Source organism: Nitratireductor sp. J20-h4, from assembly GCF_056780505.1.
In genome coordinates, this window is record NZ_CM165557.1 from 4,228,334 (window position 1) to 4,247,331 (window position 18,998).

The following is an 18,998-nucleotide window of genomic DNA, read 5'->3' on the forward strand; positions in this document are numbered from 1 at the left end:
GCGGTTGCGTATTGCCCTGCCCGACGAGGCGGCCACGACGCGCCTGGGCGACGACCTCGCCATGGCGCTTGCGCCCGGAGATGTCGTGCGGCTGCAAGGCGACCTCGGCGCCGGCAAGACGGCGCTGGCGCGCGCCATCATCCGCGCGGTTGCCGCCGACCCCGAACTGGAGGTTCCCTCGCCGACCTTCACGCTGGTGCAAAGCTACGCGCTGCGCTTCGATCTGCACCATTGCGACCTCTACCGGCTGGCCGCGCCGGACGAACTCGACGAACTCGGCTTCGACGAACTGGCCGAGACCGGGGTGGTGCTGGTCGAATGGCCCGAGCGCGCCGGCGACCGTCTCGACGGGGCCGCGTTGACGGTGCGGCTCGACCATCATGGCGACGGCCGGCTGGCGACGATCGACGGCGAGGCCGGCGCGATGGCGCGGCTCGCCCGCTCGCTGGCGGCCAGGCGCTTTCTCCAGGGCGCCGGCCGGGGCGCCGCCCACCGGCACCATTTGCAGGGCGACGCCTCCTACCGCGCATACGAGACGGTGACCGAGGCAGGCGCGCGCACCATCTTGATGAACGCGCCCGCGCAACCGGCCGGGCCGCCGCTCAGGGATGGCCGCTCATACAACCAGATCGCGCACCGGGCCTTGTCGGTCACGCCGTTCGTGGCGATGGCCGACGCCCTGCGCGCGCGCGGGTTCTCAGCTCCGCGCATCGAGGCCGCCGACCTCGACGCGGGTTTCCTGCTGCTCGAGCATCTGGGAACCGGCCGGTTCCTGTCGGCGACCGGCGAGCCGGTGGCGGAGCGCTATTGTGAGGCCGCGCGCCTGCTCGCCGCGCTGCACGAAAAAGCCTGGCCGGACAGCCTGCCGGTCGCCGGCCGCGCGCCTTACCGCGTCCCGCCCTACGATCGCGATGCGCTGATGGTCGAGGCGGCGCTTTTTATCGACTGGTATGCGCCGCATGTGCTCGGCCGGGCCGCCGACGCGGCGCTGAAGGCGCGTTTCGCCACCGCCTGGAACACGGTGTTCGATACGATCCGGGACGCCGAGACCGGTATCGTCCTGCGCGACTACCATTCGCCCAATTTCGTCTGGCGGGCCGAACGGCAAGGCTTCGACCGGATCGGACTGCTCGACTTCCAGGATGCGCTGATCGGCCCGACGGCCTACGACCTCGCATCGCTGGCCCAGGATGCGCGCGTGACCGTCCCCGAGGGGCTGGAGCGGCAGATCGTGTCGGCCTATTGTGCGGCCAGGCAATCGGCCGGGCCGTTCGACGCGCAGCGGCTGGAACGGGATTTCGCGGTCATGGCGGCGCAGCGCAACTCAAAGATTCTCGGCATCTTCGTGCGCCTTGACCGCGGCGAAGGCAAGGCCGGCTATCTGCGTCACATGCCGCGCATCCGCGCCTATCTCGAGCGCGCGCTGCGCCACCCCGCCCTGGCGCCCGTCGCCGCCTTCTATCGCGACAACGCGCTCTTGGACGCGCCCGCGCCATGAGCGCGGTCCCCGCCACCGCGATGGTGCTTTCGGCCGGGCTCGGCCTGCGCCTGCGCCCGATCACCGAAACCCTGCCGAAACCGCTGGTGAAGATCGGCGGCAAGGCGATGCTCGACCGGGCGCTCGACGCGCTGGCCGAGGCCGGCACGGCAACCGCCGTGGTCAATGTCCACCATCTGGGCGCCCGCATCATCGACCATGTCGCCGCGCGGCGCCGGCCGAAAACGCTGATATCGGACGAGCGCGCGCTGTTGCTCGATTCGGCCGGCGGCATCGTCAAGGCGCTGCCGCTTCTGGGAGCCCGGCCGTTCTTCGTCCTCAATTCCGATACGTTCTGGATCGACCAGGATCAATCCAACCTCGTCCGGCTGGCGGCCGCCTGGGACGACGACCGCATGGATATCCTGTTGATGCTCGCCGACCCGGCGCTGGCGATCGGCCATAGCGGCGGCGCCGATTTCTCGGTCGACAAGACCGGTCGTCTGCAGCGGGCGCGCGGAGCGCCGGACGGGGCGATCTATGCCGGGGCGGCAATCCTTCATCCGCGCATCTTCGCCGGCGCGACGGCCGAACCGCATTCGCTCAACCGCTATTTCGACCAGGCGATCGCCAGCGGACGCCTGTTCGGCGAACCCCTCGCCGGGCGCTGGATCACCGTTGGCACGCCCGAGGCGATACCGCTCGCCGAGGCCGCGCTGGACGCGGCGCTGGCGGAGGCCGAGGCGCGGTGAGAACCGCGCCGCGCCTCTTTTCCATCCCCCCCGGCGCGGCCTTTCTGCCGACGCTCGCCGAGGCGCTGTTGAACGGCACGCTGGTCGAGGATTTCGTCTTCGGCGGCGATCCGCTGGCGCTCGCCGACGTGACGCTCTACGTGCCGACGCGCCGGGCCGCGCGCGCGCTGCGCAGCACCTTCGTCGACCGGCTCGGCTCCGGCTCGGCGATCCTGCCGGTCATCCGACCGCTCGGCGATTTCGACGAGGACGCGGCCTTGTTCGACGAACAGGGCGCGGCCGGGCTCGACCTCGCCCCGCCGATCGCGCCGATGGAACGCCTGCTGGCGCTCGCGCCGCTGGTGCAAGCCTGGAAAAGGCGGCTGCCGGCCCATGTCGCGGCCCTGTTCGAGGAGGAGGTCACGGTACCGGCCTCGATGGCCGACGCGATCTGGCTGGCGCGCGACCTCGCCGCGCTGATGGACGAGATCGAGACCGAGCATGCGGACTGGACCGCGCTCGCCTCGCTGGTCGGCGGCGACCTCGCCGCCTGGTGGCAGGTGACGCTGGAATTTCTCGACATCGTCACAACGGCCTGGCCGCGGGCGCTTCAAGAGCGGGACCGCACCAACCCGGCCGCCCACCGCAACGCCCTGATCGACGCCGAAGCCCGGCGCCTTGCCGCCGCGCCGCCGCGCGGACCGGTGGTCGCGGCCGGCTCGACCGGGTCGATACCCGCTACCGCGCGGCTGTTGTCGGTGGTCGCGCGCCTGCCGCGCGGCGCGGTGGTGCTGCCCGGCCTCGACGCCGCGCTCGACGACCGGTCGTGGAACGCGATCGGCGATCCGCGCCAGCCGGCCTCGGCCTTCGGCCATCCGCAATACGGGTTGAAGAAGCTGATCGCCACCATCGGCGCGGGGCGGCACGACGTGGTCGAGATCGGCAGCGCGCCGCCGGCGCTGGCCGCACGGGCGCGGATCGTCAACGAAGCGCTGCGACCGGCCGAAACCACCGATGCCTGGATCGACGGCCGCGCGGCGATCGAGGCCGCGCTGGCGGCCGGCGCGCTCGACGCGGTGGTGCTGATGGAGGCGGCGCACGAACGCGAGGAAGGCCTCGCCGCCGCGATCGCCCTGCGCCGGGGCCTGGCTGAGGGCGCGAGCCACGTCGCGCTCGTCACCGGCGACCGCTCGCTCGCCCGCCGGGTCGCCTCGGAACTTTTGCGCTTCGGCATCAAGGCGGACGATTCGGGCGGCGCGCTTCTGGCGCGCACCATGCCCGGCCAGTTCCTGACCGACCTCGTCGCCGCGGTGTTTTCTCCCGGCGACCCGGTGCCGCTGCTGGCCCTGTTCAAACATCCTTTGTTCCGGCTCGGCCGCGACCGCGCCACGGCGCGCCGCCTCGGCGAGCTGATCGAACTGGTGGCGCTGCGCGGCGGCACCGGCCGCCCCGACATCACCGCGCTCGCCGCGCTGTTCGAGCGCCGGCTCGACGATTTCGCCGCCGACCCGCGCAAGCCGTTCTGGCTCGCCCGGCTCGGCGCCAGCGACATCGAGGCCGCGCGCGCCCTGCTTGCGGAACTTGCCGAGGTCGCCGCGCCGCTTGCCGCGCGACGCCGGTCCGAAGAGACCGGTCTGGGCGAAATCGCCCGACTGACGGTCGAGCTTCTGGAGCGGCTGGCGCGTGACGAGGACGGCGATCTCGCCGCGCTTTACGGCGGCGACGCCGGAGAGGCTATGGCCGGTTTCCTGCGCGGGTTGACCGAAAATACCGCCGAGATCGCCTTTGACGGCGCGGAATGGCCGGCGATCCTCGCGGCCCTGATCGCGCCGGAAACGGTCAAGCCGTCCATGGCCGGCGACAGCCGCGTGTCGATCTGGGGGGCGCTGGAGGCGCGGCTGCAATCGGTCGATCTTCTGGTGGTCGCCGGCCTCAACGAGGGGGTGTGGCCGGCCGGCGCCCAGGCCGACCGTTTCATGTCGCGGATGATGAAGGCCGGGCTTTCGCTCGAGCCGCCCGAACGCCGGATCGGGCTTGCCGCGCACGATTTCGTCATGGCCGCCGGGTGCCCGAAACTGGTGCTGACCCGCGCCGCGCGCCAGGGCGACGCGCCCTCGGTGCCGTCGCGCTGGCTGCAGCGGCTGCTGACGGTGATCGGTCCCGACGAGGCCGCGCGCCTGCGAGAACGGGGCGCCGCCTTGACCGGCTGGGCACGCGCGCTCGACACCGGCCCCGACATCGCTTTCGTGCCGCGACCGGCGCCGACGCCGCCGGTCGACACGCGGCCGCAACGGTTCTCGGTCACCGAGGTCGAGACGCTGCGGCGCGACCCCTATGCGATCTATGCCAAGCGCATCCTGGGACTGGAACCGCTGCAACCCTTGCTGCGCGATCCGGGCGCGGCCGAACGCGGCACGCTGTTTCACGACATCCTGCACCGCTTCACCGAGACCGGCACCGACCCGCACGCCAGCGACGCGGCCGAACGGCTCGTCGCGGTCGCGCGGCGCTGCTTCGCCGAGGCCGGCCTGCCGGCCGATGTCGAGGCGGTGTGGTGGCCGCGCTTCAGCGCCATGGCGGAAAACATCATCGCCTTCGAACGCAAGCGGGCGGACGGCATCGCAGCCACTCATGCCGAGCTCAAGGCCGAGCCGCAGATCATCGGCGCAACCGGGGCGCATCTGTCGGGCCGCGCCGACCGGATCGACGTTCTCGTCGACGGGCGGGCCGACATTCTCGACTACAAGACCGGCTCCGGTCCCTCGCGTGGCCAGGCCCACACGCTGGTCTCGCCGCAGCTTGCGCTCGAAGCCGCGCTTGTGGAGCGCGGCGCATTCACGGCGATCGGACCCTGCCAGCCGGCCGATCTCGCCTATGTGCGGCTGAGGCCGAACGGCGAGGTCGCGACCGAATCGATCCTCACCTACAAGCGCCAGACGCGCAGCGCGCCGGAATTGGCCACGGAAGCCTGGCAGCGGCTCGAACGGCTGGTCGCGCACTATCAAGAGCCCGCCAACGGGTATCTGTCGCGCGCGCTGCCGTTCCGGGAGGGCGACACGGATGGCGACTATGACCATCTCGCCCGGGTGCTCGAATGGTCGGCCGGCGGCGATGGCGGCGACGACGGCGGGGACGAGGCATGAGCGGATCGCGGACTATTCCCGCCGACACGCTGGCGAACCAGGCGCTGGCGTCCGACCCCGGCCTGTCGGCCTGGGTTTCGGCCAATGCCGGCTCGGGCAAGACGCATGTGCTGTCGCGCAGGGTGATGCGGCTTTTGCTGGAAGGCGTCGATCCCGCCCGCATCCTGTGCCTGACCTATACCAAGGCGGCGGCGGCCAACATGGCGACCCGAGTGTTTGCCGATCTCGGCCGCTGGGCGACGCTCGACGACGGCACGCTAACAGCCGAAATCGGGGCGCTGGAACAAAAAGCGCCCGACGGCGAGCGGGTGCGGCTGGCGCGCCGGCTGTTCGCGCGCGCGCTGGAAACGCCGGGCGGGCTGAAAATCCAGACCATCCACGCCTTTTGCGAGGCGCTTTTGCACCGCTTCCCGCTCGAGGCCAACATTGCCGGCCATTTCGAGCTGCTCGACGGGCGCATGGAGCAGGCGCTGGTCGCCGAGGCGCGGCGCGACCTGCTCGCCGGCGTCACCAATGGCGACGATGCCGGCATCGCCGAGGCGTTCGCCACCGTGCTCGCGGCCGGCGGCGAGCACGGGCTGGAAGCCCTTTTGAACGAAATCGTCGGCAAGCGCGATGCGCTCCGGCGCTTCATCGCCGCGATCGGCGGCGATGGCGGCGTTTTCGCCGACCTCCTGGAGGAGTTCGGCTTCTCGGGCGACGAGGACGAAGCCGGCATCGTCGCCGCTTCCTGGCCGGACGCTTATTTCGACGCCGGGCTCGCCGCCCGCTTCGGCGCGGTCGCGCGCGAAGCAAAGAAGAAGACCGCCGAGGCGTTCGCCGCCGGGCTGGCCGCCGCCTGCGCGGCGCCCCCCATGGAGGGCTTTTCTGCCGCGCGCGCGCTGTTCTTGAGTGAAAAGAAGGCCGGCATGGCCGAGCCCCGCCCGACCGAACGTATCCTGGCCAAGGGCGTGGCCGAGCATTTTCCGGAGTTTTCGGCCGAGTTCGCGCGCGCCGCCGACGCGATCGCCGCTGCCGCCGACCGGCTTTCCACCTGGCGCATGGTCGCGCGCAGCCGCGCCGCGCTGACGCTGGCCGACTGGCTGATCGCCCGCTACGAGCGGCTGAAATCGGCGCGCGGCTTTCTCGACTTCAACGACCTGATCACGCGCTCGGTGTGGCTGTTGTCGCGCACCGATGTCGGCGCCTGGGTACAGTACAAGCTCGACCAGGGCATCGACCACATCCTCGTCGACGAGGCGCAGGACACCAGTCCCGACCAGTGGCAGGTGGTGGCGCGACTGACCGAGGACTTTTTCGCCGGCGCGGGCGCCAGAAGTGAGACGAACCGCACCATCTTCGCCGTCGGCGACGAGAAACAGTCGATCTATTCCTTCCAGGGCGCCGAACCGGAGGCCTTCGAGCGGTACAAACGCGAATTCTCGCGCCGGGTGGAAAGCGCCGGCGGTCGTTTCGCACCGGTGACGCTCGCCCATTCCTTCCGCTCGACCGAGGACGTGCTGGCCGCCGTCGACCAGGTGTTCGCCGTCGAGGAGGCTCGCGCCGGGCTGACCCGCGATCCCGAGCCGATCGAGCATAAGGCGATCCGCGTCGGCGAGCCCGGCCATGTCGAATTGTGGGACCAGATCGCGCCCGAACAGGTCGAGGTGCCGGAGGACTGGACCGAGCCCGTCGACCATGCCTCGGCGCCGGCGGCGCGGCTGGCCGAGATCGTCGCCGACACGGTCGCACACTGGCTGAAGATCGGCGAGGTCATCGAAGGCCGCGGCCGGCCGGTGACGCCGGGCGACGTTCTCGTTCTGGTGCGCAAGCGCGACCGGTTCATCAATGCGCTGTCGCGGGCGCTGAAGAACCGCGAGATCGCGGTCGCCGGCGCCGACCGGCTCAACCTGCGCGCCCATATCGCGGTGCAGGACATGATGGCGCTCGCCCGCTTCGTCCTGCAGCCGCAGGACGACCTGTCGCTGGCCACGCTGCTGAAGAGCCCGGTTTTCGGCCTCGACGAGGAGGCGCTTTACGCGCTTGCGGCCGATCGCGGCCCGGCGCGCTCGCTTTACGGCGCGCTGCGCGCACGCGCGGATGCCGAACCGCGCTGGAAGGCGATCGCCGCCGACCTGGCGCGCTGGCGCGGCGAGGCCGACACCGGCTCGGTGTTCGCCTTCTTCGCCGCGATCCTGGCGCGCGACGGCGTGCGCCGCAAGATGGTGCGCCGGCTGGGCCACGAGGCCGGCGACATACTCGACGAGTTCCTGAATTTCTGCCTGGCCGCCGAACAGGCCGGCACGAACGGGCTGGAAGCCTTTCTGGCGACGCTGGAAAACGCCGGTCCCGACATACGCCGCGAAATGGACCAGGCGCGCGACGAGGTGCGCATCATGACCGTGCACGCTTCCAAGGGGCTGGAAGCGCCGATCGTCATTCTGGTCGACAACGGCGCCGCGCCGTTTTCCGACAGCCATCTGCCGCGGCTGATGCCGTTCCGCTCGCGAAAACGCCTTTGGGCCGATGACGGGTTCGTGTGGCGCTCCGGGGCCGATGTCGCCAACCGCCGGGCGAGGGCGATCGCCGACGGCATCGCGCACCGGGCGCGCGAGGAATATCGGCGGCTGCTTTATGTCGGCATGACACGGGCGGAGGACAGGCTGATCATCTGCGGCTATCGCGGCGTGCGTGCGCCGCAGAACGGCATCTGGCACACACTGGCGCAAGCCGCCTTCGCCACCGGGCCCGTCATTGCCGCCCAACATCCGGTCGCCGAGCTGGGCGTGCGGCGGTTCCGCGTCACGCACCAGCGCGCGGCGCCGGACGTCACGGCTGAGGCAATCGAAGAACCGAAGGCACCGGACCTGCCCGGTTTTCTCACCGAAGCGCTGCCGCCACCGCCCGCCTTGCCGCGCCCGCTCTCGCCTTCGGGCGCGGGGCTTTTGATCGAGGCGGGGCGCGAGGAGGGGGTGCGCGACGCCTCGCCGGTGCTTGCGCCGGCCGGCGCGGCATCGCCGGCCGCGCAACGCGGCACCGCGATCCACCGCCTGCTGCAGATGCTGCCAGACGTTCTGCCAACCGCGCGCGAAGCGGCCGCGCGCCGCTATCTCGACCGGTTCGGCGCCGATTGGCCGGCGGCCGAGCGCGAGAGCGCGTGGCGCTCGGTGCGCGACATTCTCGAAAATCCCGATTTCGCGCCGGTGTTCGCCGCCGGCTCGCGCGCCGAGGTGGCGCTGATGGGCACGTTGCGCCTCGGCGCGGCGGAAAGGGCCGTGTCGGGCAAGGTCGACCGGCTGGCGGTCACCGACAAAAACGTGCTGATCGTCGACTACAAGACCAACCGGCCGCCGCCGCTGAGCCTTGCAACGGTGCCGCCGGCCTATCTCGCCCAGCTCGCGCTCTACCGCGCCCTGCTGCAACCGCTTTATGCCGGCCGCAGCGTCGAGGCCGCCCTGCTGTTCACCGAAGCGCCCGCGCTCGTCCGGGTGCCGGCCGCCGCGCTGGACGAAGCCCTTGTCCGACTCACCGCGGCGTGAGACAAACGCTGCTTGACGCGCGCAGCGCCGATCCCCACATGCAGTCCGAAACGATCGATCAAGGAGATCACGATGTCCCCTCTCACGACGGACAAGAACAGCTTCAAAACCGACGTGCTCGACTCGGCCGAGCCGGTCGTGGTCGACTTCTGGGCCGAGTGGTGCGGCCCGTGCAAGATGATCGCGCCGTCGCTGGAGGAAATCTCCAAGGAAATGGCCGGCAAGGTGAAGGTCGCCAAGGTCAATATCGACGAGAACCCGGAACTGGCCGCCCAGTTCGGTGTGCGCTCGATCCCGACCTTGATGCTGTTCAAGGGCGGCGAAGTGGCCGACATCAAGGTCGGCGCGGCCCCGAAGACCGCGCTGTCGGCCTGGATCGACAACGCGGTCGCGTAACCGGCTGCGTATCCAAGCAAAACAGCCCGGCCGCCGCGCCGGGCTTTTTTGTTGGCTGGCGGGGAAGCAGTTCCGCCGGGCCGGACACGGTCCGCCGCCGCGCACGCGCAAGCGCCGGGAGCCGCTGGCTTCGGCCGCGATCGCGAGGCGCGCCTATAGCGTTTGCGGGCGAAGCGGAAGCCGGTTCGCCGTTCAAAACCGCGTTAAAACAATAAGATGGGCCGGTCTGCGAACCCGTGAAAGGCAGAACGGCCTATTGCGGCGGGGTGCCGTTTTCGGCCAGAACGTCGCCGATCAGGTAAAGCGATCCGCAAATCAGGATGCGCGGCGGCGGCTCGGCATCGTCCCATGTTGCCCGCAAGAGCTTCAGCGCGTCGGCCGGTGAATGGATCGGCTCGGCCGACAGGCCGGCCTCGTTGGCCCGCGCGGCCAGTTCGGCATTGGGCACACCGGCCTCGGTGTTTTTGACCGGCACGGCAAAAACGTGGCGCGCCATGCCCGCGAAGGCGCGGAAATAATTCACCTGGTCCTTGGTGTTGAGCATGCCGCAGATCAGGAAAAGCGGGCGCGAATGCCGGTCTTCCTGCTCGGCCAGCGTCTCGGCGATCACCGCCGCCGCGCCGGGATTGTGGCCACCGTCGATCCACAGTTCCGATCCTTCCGGCGCCAGCGCGGCCATCAGCCCGTCGCCCAGGCGCTGCAGGCGGCCCGGCCAGCGCACGCTGGTCATGGCGCGTTCGACATCGCCGGTACTGATCGGAAACCCGGCCGCCTTGACCGCCGCGATCGCGGCGGCGGCGTTGGCGAGCTGGTGTCGGCCGGCAAGCCCCGGCATCGGCAGGTCCATCAGGCCGTCCTCGTCCTGGTAAACCATGCGGCCATGTTCTGACATGGCCAGGAAATCCTGGCCGTAGATGAAACAGGGCGCGTCCAGCCTCTCGGCGGTCGACACGATCACCTCGCGCACCGTGTCGGAATCCTGATGACCGACCACGACCGGCACGCCGGCCTTGATGATCCCGGCCTTCTCCACCGCGATCAGCTCGACGCGGTCGCCCAGATAGGATTCGTGGTCGAGCGAGATCGGCATGATGACCGATACCGCCGGCCGCTCGATCATGTTGGTGGCGTCGAAGCGACCGCCGAGACCGACTTCGAGGATCGCGACATCGGCGGGATGTTCGGAAAACAGCAGGAAGCCGACGGCGGTCAGGATCTCGAACACGGTGATCTTGTCGCCGGCATTGGCCTCCGCGACCCGTTTGACCGCGTCGGCGAGCACGTCGTCTTCCACCAGGCGTCCGCCGCCCGCCGCTCCCAGCCGATAGCGCTCGTGCCAGTTGACGAGATGCGGTGAGGTGTGGACATGGGTCGTCAGCCCCGCTGCCTCGATGAGCGCGCGCGCGAAAGCGGCGGCCGAGCCCTTGCCGTTGGTGCCGGCGATATGGATCACCGGCGGCAGGCGGCGATGCGGGTGGCCGAGCCGATCGAGCAGCCGCGCGATCCGGCCCAGCGACAGGTCAAAACCTTTCGGGTGGAGTGTGGACAGCCGCGCAATCTCACGATCGGCCTTGCTGGTCAAAATCTGCATGTCCCTTCCAGACTATGGCTGGGTGGATGGAATCCGATCGTGATGCTGCCGGCCCAGGCCATCATCTCCATCGAAACCGGCACCCGTTGTTCAAGCTCCGCCGCGGTGCGGTCGATCCGCGCGGCGTTCGCCCGACCTGTGCGAGTTAGACGCGGGGCTGGTCCTCGGGCGTTTCCGGCAGCGGCGCGGCCGGTTCTTCCTGCGCCATTGCTGGTTCCTGCGGCGCATGGACCAGGATCTTGAGCAGGCGGGCGATGGTGGGTTTGAGTTCGGTGCGCGGCACGACCATGTCGACCATGCCGTGCTCCATCAGATATTCGGCCCTCTGGAACCCGTCGGGCAGCTTTTCGCGGATGGTCTGCGCGATCACTCTCGGCCCGGCAAAGCCGATCAGGGCGCCGGGCTCGGCGATATGGACGTCGCCGATCATCGCGTAGGAGGCGGTGACGCCGCCCGTCGTCGGGTTGGTGAGCACCACCAGATAGGGCAGCCCGGCCTCCTTCAGACGATCGACCGCGATCGTGGTGCGCGGCAATTGCATCAGCGACAGAATGCCCTCCTGCATGCGCGCCCCGCCCGAGGCGGCGAACAGGACGAGCGGGCGCTTCATCTCGAGCGCGGTCTCCAGCGCGTGGATGATCGCCTCGCCGGCGGCCATGCCGAGCGAGCCGCCCATGAAGGCGAAATCCTGGACGACGGCGACGATCGGCAGTCCCTCAATGGTTCCGGTCGCGCCGAGCACGGTGTCGTCCATGCCGGTCTTGGCGCGGTTTTCGCGCAGCCGGTCAGTATAACGCTTCTCGTCGCGGAATTTCAGCGGATCGGTGGCGACCTTCGGGTTTTCGAGAATATCGAACCGGCCGTCGTCAAAGAAGAATTTCAGCCGCTGGCGCGCCGAGATCTTCATGTGATGGCCCGACGACGGGATCACCCACTGATTGTCCTCGAGGTCCTTGTGAAAGACCATCTCGCCGGTTTCGGGACATTTGATCCACAAATTCTCCGGCATGTCGCGCCGGCCGAGCATGGAATTGATCTTGGGCCGGACGTAGTTGGTGATCCAGTTCATCGGTCGGTCTCCGCGTTCAGGAGAAGATGGGGCCGTCGGTCCGCCGTCGCAAGACATCGTCGCGGCGGCGTTCTTCAGGGGTACGGCCGGGGCGGGCCCGGCTTTCGGCGGGAATTCGGACGCGCTCAGCCAGCGTTTGCGCTCACAGCCTCAAGGAAAGCTTCGATCAAGGCAACATCCTTCTGGCCGGGTGCGCTCTCAACCCCGGACGACACGTCGATGCCCGGCGGAGACAGCAGGCGCAGCGCCTCGCCGATATTGGCTTTGTTGAGGCCGCCTGAAAGCATGTAGTCGACGGACGGGTCAAGCCCGGCCAGCACCCGCCAATCGAAGGCAACGCCGTTGCCGCCGGGAAGCGTGGAGCCTTTCGGGGGTTTGGCGTCGAACAGGAACCGGTCGGCGATGCCGCGATAGGCCTCGACGGGGGCCAGATCGGCGGACGCGCTCACCGAAAACGCCTTCATCACCGGCAGGCCGTGCCGCGCCCTGACCGCGGCCACCCGCTCGGGCGTTTCGCGCCCGTGCAATTGCAGCATGTCGGGCTCCATCGCCGCCACGATGGCGTCGAGCGTGGCGTCGTCGGCGTCGACGGTCACGGCCACGGCCAGGGCGCGCCCGCGCGCCGCGCGTCGCAGACCGCCCGCTGTGCCAGGGTCGACATGGCGCGGGCTCTTGTCGAAGAAGATGAAGCCGACATGGCTGGCGCCGCCCGCGAGCGCGGCGGAGACAGCTTCGGCCGTGCTCAATCCGCAGATCTTGATATCCATTGCCCCGCAATACCCCCGCCCAATGCCGCTGTCGAGCCGTAGCGTGGCGCGCGCCGCGAAAGGCCGGGTGAACCTTTCGCGCCTGGATGTGTTATCGACAGGGCAGCAACGGGATTTTTCGATGAACATGTTCGAATGGGGCGTGCACCGCCGCCCGGGGCCGGCGACAAGCTTGAACCCCGACACCTTGCTTGCGCGCGGCGCGATGATCGCGCTGCTGCTGATCGGGCTTTTGGGCTTCGTATTCATGCTGGTCGCCGGCGAATTCATCCTCGCCCCGCTGTCGCTGGCGATCGTCATCGGGCTGATGCTGGGACCGATCGCCACGCGCCTGGAAAAGCGCGGCCTGCCGTCCTGGCTGTCGGCGGCGATCGTGTGCCTGCTGTTCGTGGCGCTGGTGGCGCTGTTTGCCGCCGCTTTGATCGGGCCCCTGTCCTATTGGACCGGCGAGCTGCCGCGCATCTGGCAGAAGCTGCAGATCCAGCTCGCCCAGCTTCGCGAGCCCATCAACACGCTTCGCGACCTGCAGAACGAGCTGCGCACGGTCACCGGCGGCTCGGGGGTCACGGTGGAGGTCGACGAGGGCGGCGACGTCACCGACATCGCGATCATGGCGCCGGCTTTCGGCGCCCAGGTGCTGCTTTTCCTGGCCAGCCTGTTCTTCTTCATGGCGACGCGCCACGACATCCGCACAGGCATCATGAAGATCGTCGCCGACCGCCGCCTGCGCTGGCGCACCGCGCATATTTTCAGGGATGTCGAGACCCTGGTGTCGCGCTATCTGCTGTCGATCGCCGTCATCAATGTCGGGCTCGGCGTCACGGTCGCGCTGGTGCTTTGGATCATCGGCGTGCCGTCGCCGGCGCTCTGGGGCATGCTCGCCATGCTGTTGAATTTCGTGGTCTATGTCGGACCGGCGATCATGGCCGGTTTGTTGTTCGCCGTCGGGCTGGCGACCTTCGACACGCTTGCCGGCAGTTTCGTGCCGCCGCTGGCCTTTCTCGCCGTCAACCTGATGGAAGCGCAGTTCGTCACCCCGATGGTGCTCGGGCGCACCCTGACGCTGAACCCGTTCCTCGTGCTTCTGGCGCTTGCCTTCTGGATCTGGGTCTGGGGCCCGATCGGCGGCTTCATCGCCATCCCGGCGCTGCTGATCGCCTATGCCGTGTTGAGCAACCTCGTGCCGATCGGCCCGAAAGCGCCGCCGCCGGGCCGGTGATCGCGGATCGCGCGTGAGAACCGGTATGGGGCGGCGACGCGCCGCGAGCCATCAGGTGAAGCGGATCGCCTGCAACGCGCCGCCATTGCGCTTGAGCCAGGTCTTGGCCTCGTCGGTGCGCGGACACAATGTGCGGCACAGGCTCCAGAATTTCGGCCCGTGGTTCATTTCCTTCAGATGCGCCACCTCGTGCGCGACCAGATAGTCGATGACGGCAGGCGGCGCCATCATGATACGCCATGAAAACGACAGCACCCCGTCGGCGGTGCACGAGCCCCAGCGGCTCGTCGTGTCGCGATAGCGGATCGCCCGCGCCGGGCGGCCGACCGCGCCGGCATGGCGGGCCACCAGCGCCTCGATGTCGCGCCGCGCCTCGCGCTTGAGGAAATCGGCCAGGCGCCGGGACAGGTGCCTGCGCTCGCCATGAACGATCAGCGCCGGGTCGCCTTCGACGGCCGCCACCTCGACCGTGCCGCGGCGGCCGGGTTCGTGCACGATGAGATGCGGCACGCCGCGCAGCGGGATCTTGATGCCGGGCCGGACCTGCGGCCGGTCGGGAAATTTTTCCAGCCGCGCCTCGAGCCAGCCGCGGTGGGTTTCCAGGAAACGGTCGATCTCGCGCGGCGGCAGGCCGGGCGGCACCGTCACCCGCAAACCCTGGCCGCCGGCGTCGATCCTCAGCGTCAGGCGCCGGGCGCGCGCGTTCTCGACGATCTTCAGCGGCAGGGCGCGTCCCGCGACATCGTGCACGCGCTCGATCGGAGCGGCGCGCTTGGCGCGGGCGGGCGGTTTTCTCAGTCCGGAGAACATGGCGCGACGTTAAGCGATTCGCCGGCCGAGCGGGAGAACATCGTCACGGCATGACCCAAAGCGTCGCAGGCGCCCCTGGCCCGGCGCAGCGGCGCCATCTTCTTCGAACCTTTCCTTGCGCTGCCGCGACCAAGGCGAAGCGGCGGGATCGGCCCGTCGCAAGAAGAAGGGAAAAACCATGTTCAGGAAAATCGCCATGCTGGCGGCCGTCATATCGCTTGCCGCCTTCGCCACCTCGCTCGCCGCCGACGCCTATGCGCGCGACGGGGGCGGACCGCCGCCGCATGTCTACAAGCGTTCGAAGCCGGCCAAGACCGCCACGCCCGCGGTCACCTCCTCGGTCGAAACCGACCGGCGGGGCGGCGAGAAGCCCGCCAAGCGCCGGCCGGCCGGCAAGACCTGCCCGGCCGCCGGGAGTCCCGGCCTGTGCGACGATCGGGGCGGCCGCTGAGCGCGCCGCCCAGAGCGGCCAACAAAAACGGCGCCGTCGATGCGGCGCCGTTCACAATCGTTGCGGGCCGGCCTTCAGTCGTCGAGCAGGCCGGTCGCCTTGTCGTCGCTCGACTTTTCGCTGCGCCGGCGCTCGCGATCGGCCATGAAGCGGTCGAATTCTTCCTGGTCCTTGGCCCGGCGCAACTCGCGCAGATAGTCGTCGAACTCCTCGCGCATTTCTTCCAGCTTGCGCCGTTCGGCCTCGATGCGCTCGAGCTCCTTGCTGCGCCAGTCGTCGAAGGCGACATTGCCGGTGCGGGCGTGGCGGCTGCGACGGCCGCCCTTGTGGGCGCGGCAGGAGGCAAAAAACCCATCCGTCGCCTCGTTCACGTCGCGCTTGAAACCATCGAGCCGATCGCCCCACAGGATGTAAGCGAGCATGGCGAGGCCAAGCGGCCAGAACACGATGAAGCCAAGCACCATCAGCGCAATCGTCGCCGGCGTCCAAGCCGGACGGATCAGTGCACTCGTGGTCATATTTTCCGGTTCCTTCCGTTCGAAGCAGCCCATCCGGCTGCATGAAATCGAGATGGGCACAAAACGGGATCGTTTCAAGACAAACGCCAAGTAGAACCGGATAATCTCTTGAGAAACCTGTCTTTTTTCAGCTCTCTTCGCGGGCCAGGAGGCGTGCCGGCGCCTCGCGGCCGGTCTTGTCGCCGCCGCCAGGACCGGTTCTGGCGGCGCGGCGGGACCCGCTTAGCTGGCCTGCGCGCGCGTGGCGAGATCGGCGATAGCGCGGCGCAGCAGGGCGATATCCTGCGGCCGCGACAAGCGGTGATCGCCATCGCGGATCAGCGTCAGCGTGACATCCTCGGCCGGCAGGTGGTCGACCAGTTTCAGCGCATGCGCGTAGGGTACGTCCGTGTCCTGCATGCCCTGAAGCACCGTCACCGGGCAATGGGTCTCGATCAGGCCGGTGAGCACGCGGTTGCGCGCGCCGTCCTCGAACAGGGCGCGGGTGTAAAGGTTGGGCTCCGGCCCATATTCTGACGGTTCCTCGAAATAGCCCTGCTGTTCCAGGTCGCGGCGATGGCGGTCCGTCAATTGCGGCTCCATCAGCTCGACCGTGAAGTCGGGCGCCGGCGCGATCAGCACCAGGCCGGCGACGCGATCGTCGGGTGCGCCGCGATTGAGTGCCTGCACCATGCGCAGCGCGATCCAGGCGCCCATGGAGGAGCCGACCAGGATCTGCGGGCCGTCGGTGAAATGGCGAAACACCGCCAGGCTTTCGGCCAGCCAGCGCGAAATCGTGCCGTCGCGGAACGCGCCGCCGGATTCGCCGTGGCCCGAATAATCGTGCCGGACACAGGCATGGCCGTTCTCGGCCGCCCACAGATCGAGCTGTTCTGCCTTGGTGCCCAGCATGTCGGAGCGGTAGCCGCCGAGCCAGACCAGGCCGGGCGCCCGGCCCGGGCGGCGCCGGACCGCGATCGGCACGTTGTCGACATCGAGCATTTCGGCGGGGTGTTGTGCCATGCGTCATCCTCCGGGCGCCCTTTTGGCACAGGGCGTGCCGCCGGCAAAGGCCGGCCTTTCGCCGCAGTCGCCGCGCAAGCGGGAAGATGGTTTTTTTTGCGCTCTCGTGCTATTGACATGGCCCCGAGCGCACCGACATAGACCGCGCGATGCTTTGGGCGGGCCGGATAACCGTCCCCGAACGTCAACGGAACAAGGAGAATACGACCATTCGCAGACCTTACAAAGCCGCGGCGCCCGTCAAGGAAGGCCCGCGCGCCAATCGCGACATTCGGGCCCCGAGGGTCCAGCTCATCGATCCCGACGGAGAGAACCGGGGCGCCGTTTCCATTCAGGAAGCGCTGGAAGCGGCCGAGGAGCTCGGTCTCGACCTGGTTGAGATCGCGCCGAACTCCGATCCGCCGGTATGCAAGATCATCGATCTCGGCAAGCTGAAATACCAGACCCAGAAAAAGGCGGCCGAAGCACGGCGCAACCAGAAGGTCATCGAGATCAAAGAGATCAAGATGCGCCCGAATATCGACGATCACGATTACGAGACCAAGATGAAGGCCGTGCGCCGGTTCTTCGAGGAAGGCGACAAGGTCAAGCTGACATTGCGCTTCCGCGGACGCGAGATGGCCCATCTGGAGCTTGGCATGCAGCTCTTGAACCGGGTGCGCGCCGAGGTGGAGGAAATTGCCAAGGTCGAGGCCGAACCCAAGCTCGAAGGCCGCCAGATGATGATGGTTCTGTCTCCGCGATGACGCGGCTGAAGGCCACGGGCGGCATCGGTCGCGGCCCGTGGCGGCGGCAACCTGGCGCATGACGTCATCCCTGTCCAACACCGATCGGCCGGTCAAGGACGCGCGCGCCCTTGCAGGGTTCCAGCGTGCGCGCCGGCTTGTGCTGGCGCTTCTCATCGCGGCGATCTTCGGCGTCTTGTTGTTCGGCCAGTCGCTGTTTCCGCCCGACAGCATCGTCCACGAAACGCTGGAAATGCTGGGAAATGTCCTGATCTTCTGCGGCATCGTCGGGCGGTTGTGGGCCACGCTCTATATCGGCGGGCGCAAGTCCGAAGCGATCATCGTTTCTGGACCCTATTCGATCACCCGCAACCCGCTTTATGTTTTCTCCACGGTGGCGGCGGTCGGCGTCGGCGCGCAGACGGGAAGTCTCGTCGCCGCCCTTTGCGTCGGCATCTTCTGCGCGGCGGCGTTTCACGTCGTGATCCTGCGCGAGGAACGCCATCTCCGCGAAATGTTCGGCGCGGCCTATGCGGATTACCTGCGGCGCGTGCCGCGTTTCTGGCCGGCCCCTGGTCTTTACGACGAGGGCGAGCCGAGCGGATTTCGGCCCCGGCTCCTGTTGACGACGCTTCTCGACGGCATGGTGTTCCTGCTGGCGGCGCCGGCCTTCGAGCTGATCGACGCGCTCCAGCAGTCCGGCATCCTGCCGGTGCTGTTCCGTATGCCGTGAGGGCGGGCGCGCCGACCCTTTCGGGGGCCGACTTGCCCTCTTGCCCTTCGACGCCCCAGTCGTTATAAGGCCGCGTTCAAAGAGCCGCCCGGCAGGGCATGCCGTGGCGGTTTCTTATGCTTTCCGGATGCTGGTCCATCCGGAGCGTCATAACCTCGCTTGCGAGGCCAATAAGAAGAGGAAAGCAAAATGCCCAAGATGAAGACCAAATCGTCGGTCAAGAAGCGGTTCAAGGTGACCGCGTCCGGCAAAGTGAAGGTTCAGGCCGCTGGCAAGCGCCACGGCATGATCAAGCGCTCCAACAAGTTCATCCGTAACGCGCGCGGTACGACCGTTCTTTCCGATCCGGACGCCCGGATCGTGAAGAAGTTCATACCCTACGGCCTTTGAAACGCCGGACGCTGCAGGAAGAAATTTAAGGAGAGCATGTCATGGCCCGCGTAAAGAGGGGCGTTACCGCCCACGCCAAGCACAAGAAAGTTCTGAAAGCCGCCAAGGGTTTCTACGGCCGGCGCAAGAACACCATCCGCATCGCCAAGCAGGCGGTGGAGAAGTCGCTGCAATATGCCTATCGCGACCGCAAGAACCGCAAGCGCAATTTCCGCGCCCTGTGGATCCAGCGCATCAATGCCGGTGCCCGCGAGCACGGCCTGACCTATGGACGCCTGATCGACGGCCTCAACAAGGCCGGCATCGAGGTCGACCGCAAGGTGCTGGCCGACATGGCGGTGCACGAGCCGCAGGCCTTTGCCGCGCTGGTCGCCAAGGCGAAGACCGCGCTGGAATATCTGAAAGACACGACCCCGAACGCTTTTGAGCGCGCTGTAGCCTAACCAGCGCCTTCCCAA

At 68.5% G+C, this 18,998-nt stretch carries 17 protein-coding genes; 11 read left to right on the forward strand and 6 right to left on the reverse strand.

What is annotated here, in order from left to right:
- The first annotated feature begins 4 nt into the window (after positions 1 to 4).
- From tsaE to trxA, 5 genes are all read left to right on the forward strand, one after another.
- Positions 5 to 1,498, forward strand: a complete 1,494-nt coding sequence (tsaE, locus tag ACT2B0_RS20510) for a tRNA (adenosine(37)-N6)-threonylcarbamoyltransferase complex ATPase subunit type 1 TsaE (RefSeq protein ID WP_473460102.1) — start codon at positions 5 to 7, stop codon at positions 1,496 to 1,498.
- Complete coding sequence (locus tag ACT2B0_RS20515) at positions 1,495 to 2,229, forward strand: nucleotidyltransferase family protein (RefSeq protein WP_473460103.1); 735 nt, start codon at positions 1,495 to 1,497, stop codon at positions 2,227 to 2,229. Before tsaE ends, ACT2B0_RS20515 begins: the two co-directional genes overlap by 4 nt.
- Positions 2,226 to 5,351, forward strand: a complete 3,126-nt coding sequence (gene addB / locus ACT2B0_RS20520) for a double-strand break repair protein AddB (protein ID WP_473460104.1) — start codon at positions 2,226 to 2,228, stop codon at positions 5,349 to 5,351. Before ACT2B0_RS20515 ends, addB begins: the two co-directional genes overlap by 4 nt.
- A complete protein-coding gene (gene addA, locus ACT2B0_RS20525) occupies positions 5,348 to 8,869 on the forward strand; it encodes a double-strand break repair helicase AddA (RefSeq protein ID WP_473460105.1) in 3,522 nt (1,173 codons plus the stop codon). Before addB ends, addA begins: the two co-directional genes overlap by 4 nt.
- Before the next feature lie 66 nt (positions 8,870 to 8,935).
- Positions 8,936 to 9,265 carry a thioredoxin gene (gene trxA / locus ACT2B0_RS20530; protein ID WP_280951747.1) on the forward strand — a complete coding sequence of 110 codons (330 nt, stop codon included), beginning with the start codon at positions 8,936 to 8,938 and terminating at the stop codon, positions 9,263 to 9,265.
- Positions 9,266 to 9,518: 253 nt separating this feature from the next.
- On the opposite strand, the gene ACT2B0_RS20535 is transcribed toward trxA, so the two are convergent.
- The 3 genes from ACT2B0_RS20535 to ACT2B0_RS20545 form a co-directional block, all read right to left on the reverse strand.
- Positions 9,519 to 10,850, reverse strand: coding sequence for a bifunctional folylpolyglutamate synthase/dihydrofolate synthase (locus ACT2B0_RS20535; protein WP_473466142.1), 1,332 nt, complete (start codon positions 10,848 to 10,850; stop codon positions 9,519 to 9,521).
- Between the two features lie 151 nt (positions 10,851 to 11,001).
- Positions 11,002 to 11,925, reverse strand: coding sequence for an acetyl-CoA carboxylase, carboxyltransferase subunit beta (gene accD, locus ACT2B0_RS20540; RefSeq protein WP_473460106.1), 924 nt, complete (start codon positions 11,923 to 11,925; stop codon positions 11,002 to 11,004).
- A 125-nt stretch (positions 11,926 to 12,050) separates the two neighbouring features.
- Positions 12,051 to 12,692 (reverse strand): phosphoribosylanthranilate isomerase, encoded by a 642-nt coding sequence (locus ACT2B0_RS20545; protein WP_473460107.1) that lies wholly within the window; start codon positions 12,690 to 12,692, stop codon positions 12,051 to 12,053.
- Positions 12,693 to 12,813: 121 nt separating this feature from the next.
- Between ACT2B0_RS20545 and ACT2B0_RS20550 the strand changes: the two genes are divergently transcribed.
- On the forward strand, positions 12,814 to 13,911 hold the full coding sequence (locus tag ACT2B0_RS20550; protein ID WP_473460108.1) for an AI-2E family transporter: 1,098 nt from the start codon (positions 12,814 to 12,816) through the stop codon (positions 13,909 to 13,911).
- 51 nt (positions 13,912 to 13,962) lie between these two features.
- Here ACT2B0_RS20550 and ACT2B0_RS20555 read toward each other — a convergent pair whose 3' ends face one another.
- Positions 13,963 to 14,721 carry a M48 family metallopeptidase gene (locus tag ACT2B0_RS20555; protein ID WP_473460109.1) on the reverse strand — a complete coding sequence of 253 codons (759 nt, stop codon included), beginning with the start codon at positions 14,719 to 14,721 and terminating at the stop codon, positions 13,963 to 13,965.
- Between the two features lie 178 nt (positions 14,722 to 14,899).
- Between ACT2B0_RS20555 and ACT2B0_RS20560 the strand changes: the two genes are divergently transcribed.
- Positions 14,900 to 15,172, forward strand: a complete 273-nt coding sequence (locus ACT2B0_RS20560; protein ID WP_473460110.1) for a hypothetical protein — start codon at positions 14,900 to 14,902, stop codon at positions 15,170 to 15,172.
- A 74-nt stretch (positions 15,173 to 15,246) separates the two neighbouring features.
- Here ACT2B0_RS20560 and ACT2B0_RS20565 read toward each other — a convergent pair whose 3' ends face one another.
- Together ACT2B0_RS20565 and ACT2B0_RS20570 are read right to left on the reverse strand one after the other, a co-directional pair.
- Entirely contained in the window at positions 15,247 to 15,690 is a 444-nt protein-coding gene (locus ACT2B0_RS20565) for a DUF2852 domain-containing protein (RefSeq protein ID WP_473460111.1), read from the reverse strand.
- 222 nt (positions 15,691 to 15,912) lie between these two features.
- Positions 15,913 to 16,692 carry an alpha/beta hydrolase gene (locus ACT2B0_RS20570; protein ID WP_473460112.1) on the reverse strand — a complete coding sequence of 260 codons (780 nt, stop codon included), beginning with the start codon at positions 16,690 to 16,692 and terminating at the stop codon, positions 15,913 to 15,915.
- 209 nt (positions 16,693 to 16,901) lie between these two features.
- Here ACT2B0_RS20570 and infC point away from each other — a divergent pair, with 209 nt between their 5' ends.
- From infC to rplT, 4 genes are all read left to right on the forward strand, one after another.
- On the forward strand, positions 16,902 to 17,438 hold the full coding sequence (infC, locus tag ACT2B0_RS20575) for a translation initiation factor IF-3 (protein ID WP_473466145.1): 537 nt from the start codon (positions 16,902 to 16,904) through the stop codon (positions 17,436 to 17,438).
- Between the two features lie 58 nt (positions 17,439 to 17,496).
- Entirely contained in the window at positions 17,497 to 18,150 is a 654-nt protein-coding gene (locus tag ACT2B0_RS20580; RefSeq protein ID WP_473460113.1) for a methyltransferase family protein, read from the forward strand.
- A 189-nt stretch (positions 18,151 to 18,339) separates the two neighbouring features.
- The gene (gene rpmI, locus ACT2B0_RS20585) at positions 18,340 to 18,540 is read left to right on the forward strand and encodes a 50S ribosomal protein L35 (RefSeq protein ID WP_473460114.1); all 201 of its coding nucleotides are present in this window, start codon (positions 18,340 to 18,342) and stop codon (positions 18,538 to 18,540) included.
- Between the two features lie 41 nt (positions 18,541 to 18,581).
- A complete protein-coding gene (rplT, locus tag ACT2B0_RS20590; RefSeq protein WP_473460115.1) occupies positions 18,582 to 18,983 on the forward strand; it encodes a 50S ribosomal protein L20 in 402 nt (133 codons plus the stop codon).
- Positions 18,984 to 18,998 lie beyond the last annotated feature (15 nt).